Annotated in this window: 1 rRNA gene; it reads right to left on the reverse strand. The window is 54.7% G+C overall.

The annotated features are described in order from the left end of the window. Positions 1–6: 6 nt before the first annotated feature. Positions 7–2,920: ribosomal RNA gene (locus KNP84_RS15065) — 23S ribosomal RNA — on the reverse strand. Positions 2,921–3,006 lie beyond the last annotated feature (86 nt).

Here is a 3,006-nt window from a genome sequence, read left to right on the forward strand (position 1 = left end):
TTAGACTAGATCAAAGCCTCGACCGATTAGTATCATTCAGCTCCACACGTCGCCGTGCTTCCACCCATGACCTATCTACCTCATCGTCTCTGAGGGGTCTTTCTTGATTGCTCAAAGGGAAATCTCATCTCGGAGGGGGCTTCATGCTTAGATGCTTTCAGCACTTATCCCGTCCGCACGTAGCTACCCAGCGATGCTCCTGGCGGAACAACTGGTACACCAGCGGTGCGTCCATCCCGGTCCTCTCGTACTAAGGACAGCTCTCCTCAAATTTCCTGCGCCCACGACGGATAGGGACCGAACTGTCTCACGACGTTCTGAACCCAGCTCGCGTACCGCTTTAATGGGCGAACAGCCCAACCCTTGGGACCTACTCCAGCCCCAGGATGCGATGAGCCGACATCGAGGTGCCAAACCTCCCCGTCGATGTGGACTCTTGGGGGAGATCAGCCTGTTATCCCCAGGGTAGCTTTTATCCGTTGAGCGATGGCCCTTCCATGCGGAACCACCGGATCACTAAGCCCGACTTTCGTCCCTGCTCGACTTGTAGGTCTCGCAGTCAAGCTCCCTTCTGCCTTTGCACTCTTCGAATGATTTCCAACCATTCTGAGGGAACCTTTGGGCGCCTCCGTTACTGTTTAGGAGGCGACCGCCCCAGTCAAACTACCCACCTGACACGGTCCTCCAGCCGGATCACGGCTGCGAGTTAGAGACTCTATACGCAAAGGGTGGTATCCCAAGGGTGTCTCCACCGAAGCTGGCGCTCCGGCTTCACAAACTCCCACCTATCCTGTACATCGCGTACAAAGCCTCAATATCAGGCTGTAGTAAAGCTCCATGGGGTCTTTCCGTCCTGTCGCGGGTAACCTGCATCTTCACAGGTACTATGATTTCACCGGGTCTCTCGTTGAGACAGTGCCCAAATCGTTACGCCTTTCGTGCGGGTCGGAACTTACCCGACAAGGAATTTCGCTACCTTAGGACCGTTATAGTTACGGCCGCCGTTTACTGGGGCTTCGGTTCAGTGCTTCTCTTGCGATGACACATCCCCTTAACCTTCCAGCACCGGGCAGGCGTCAGCCCCTATACTTCATCTTGCGATTTAGCAGAGACCTGTGTTTTTGCTAAACAGTCGTTTGGGCCTATTCACTGCGGCTTATGTTGCCATAAGCGTCCCTTCTCCCGAAGTTACGGGACCATTTTGCCGAGTTCCTTAACGAGAGTTATCCCGCGCGTCTTAGAATTCTCATCTCGCCTACCTGTGTCGGTTTACGGTACTGGCGCCGACCTCCTTACTAGAGGCTTTTCTTGGCAGCGTGAAATCCGGTACTTCGCCCTACGGGCTCCACGTCACAGCTCAACCTTGTGTGTCGGGCGGATTTGCCAACCCGACGGCCTCGCTGCTTGTCCGTGCACTTCCAGTCGCACGGTTACCTTATCCTTCTGCGTCCCCCCATCGTTCAAACGGTGGTACGGCGGTACAGGAATATCAACCTGTTGTCCATCGCCTACGCCTTTCGGCCTCGGCTTAGGTCCAGACTAACCCTGAGCGGACGAGCCTTCCTCAGGAAACCTTGGGCTTTCGACGGAGGGGATTCTCACCCCTCTTTTCGCTACTCACACCGGCATTCTCACTTCCAAGCGCTCCACGGCTCCTCACGATACCGCTTCACTGCTGCTTGGAACGCTCCCCTACCATCCCTTACGGGATCCATAGCTTCGGTGGTATGTTTAGCCCCGTTACATTTTCGGCGCGGCGTCACTCGACTAGTGAGCTATTACGCACTCTTTGAATGGTGGCTGCTTCTAAGCCAACATCCTAGTTGTCTGTGCAACGCCACATCCTTTTCCACTTAACATACACTTTGGGACCTTAGCTGATGGTCTGGGCTGTTTCCCTTTCGACTACGGATCTTATCACTCGCAGTCTGACTCCCGAGTACAAGTTGCCGGCATTCGGAGTTTGACTGAATTCGGTAACCCTGTGGGGGCCCCTAGTCCAATCAGTGCTCTACCTCCGGAACTCTACACCTCGAGGCTAGCCCTAAAGCTATTTCGGGGAGAACCAGCTATCTCCAGGTTCGATTGGCATTTCACCGCTACCCACACCTCATCCCCGCACTTTTCAACGTGCGTGGGTTCGGACCTCCAGTCAGTGTTACCTGACCTTCATCCTGGACATGGGTAGATCACCTGGTTTCGGGTCTACGACGACGGACTGATGCGCCCTATTCAGACTCGCTTTCGCTGCGGCTCCGCCTCATCGGCTTAACCTCGCCCGCCATCGTAACTCGCCGGTTCATTCTACAAAAGGCACGCCATCACCCGTTAACGGGCTCTGACTACTTGTAGGCATACGGTTTCAGGATCTGTTTCACTCCCCTTCCGGGGTGCTTTTCACCTTTCCCTCACGGTACTGGTTCACTATCGGTCACTAGGAAGTATTTAGCCTTGGGAGATGGTCCTCCCGGATTCCGACGGGGTTTCACGTGTCCCGCCGTACTCAGGATCCACTCTGGAGGGGATGGGATTTCGGCTACAGGGCCGTCACCTTCTCTGGCCGACCTTTCCAGGTCGTTCACCTATCCTATCCCTTTGTAACTCCGTATAGAGTGTCCTACAACCCCAGGAAGCATGCTTCCTGGTTTGGGCTGTTCCCGTTTCGCTCGCCGCTACTCAGGGAATCGAATTTTCTTTCTCTTCCTCCGGGTACTTAGATGTTTCAGTTCCCCGGGTTTGCCTCACGCCGTGCTATGTATTCACACGGGTGTCCCGCCAGTCTCCCGGCGGTGGGTTCCCCCATTCGGATACCCCTGGATCAAAGTGTACTTACCACTCCCCAGGGCATTTCGCTGTTCGTCGCGTCCTTCATCGGCTCCTAGTGCCAAGGCATCCACCGTACGCCCTTTCTACCTTGATCTAGCGTCTAAGACACACGGTCCTCACGGACCATATGTGAAATAATTGGTTTGATGTCTTGATGAATCTTCAGTTTTCAAGGAACAA

This window comes from Exiguobacterium sp. s70, from assembly GCF_018618315.1.
In the GTDB taxonomy this organism is placed as follows: Bacteria; Bacillota; Bacilli; order Exiguobacteriales; family Exiguobacteriaceae; genus Exiguobacterium; species Exiguobacterium chiriqhucha.